This is a genomic window from Pantoea sp. ICBG 985, from assembly GCF_002928365.1.
Classification (GTDB): Bacteria; Pseudomonadota; Gammaproteobacteria; order Enterobacterales; family Enterobacteriaceae; genus Pantoea; species Pantoea dispersa.
Map to the genome: position 1 here is coordinate 1 of NZ_POWM01000025.1, position 411 is coordinate 411.

Below are 411 nucleotides of genomic sequence, written 5' to 3' on the forward strand. Positions count from 1 at the left end.
TGGCAGTTCCCTACTCTCGCATGGGGAGGCCCCACACTACCATCGGCGCTACGGCGTTTCACTTCTGAGTTCGGCATGGGGTCAGGTGGGACCACCGCGCTGTTGCCGCCAGGCAAATTCTTTGTGCACGAAACGAATCTTTTTCACTGATGCCGCGTTGGCCGCCCTCGTAAAGTCAGTCACATACTCGTGTATGCTCCTTCCTTCCCTTCGGCCTGCCGCCTCGCCTCAGCGCAAAATCTTTCGTTTCCGCTAATTTCTATCCGTCACAAGCTGAAAATTCTTTCGGTCTCTCAGACCAAAACGCCTCTGGCGTTGTAAGGTTAAGCCTCACGGGTCATTAGTACCGGTTAGCTCAACGCATCGCTGCGCTTACACACCCGGCCTATCAACGTCGTCGTCTTCAACGTC

The 411-nt window shown here is 55.0% G+C and carries 2 rRNA genes; both read right to left on the reverse strand.

What is annotated here, in order from left to right:
• Window positions 1-113, reverse strand: a 5S ribosomal RNA gene (gene rrf / locus C1Y42_RS23275); the annotation flags it as partial.
• Window positions 114-319: 206 nt separating this feature from the next.
• Window positions 320-411: ribosomal RNA gene (locus C1Y42_RS23280) — 23S ribosomal RNA — on the reverse strand; the annotation flags it as partial.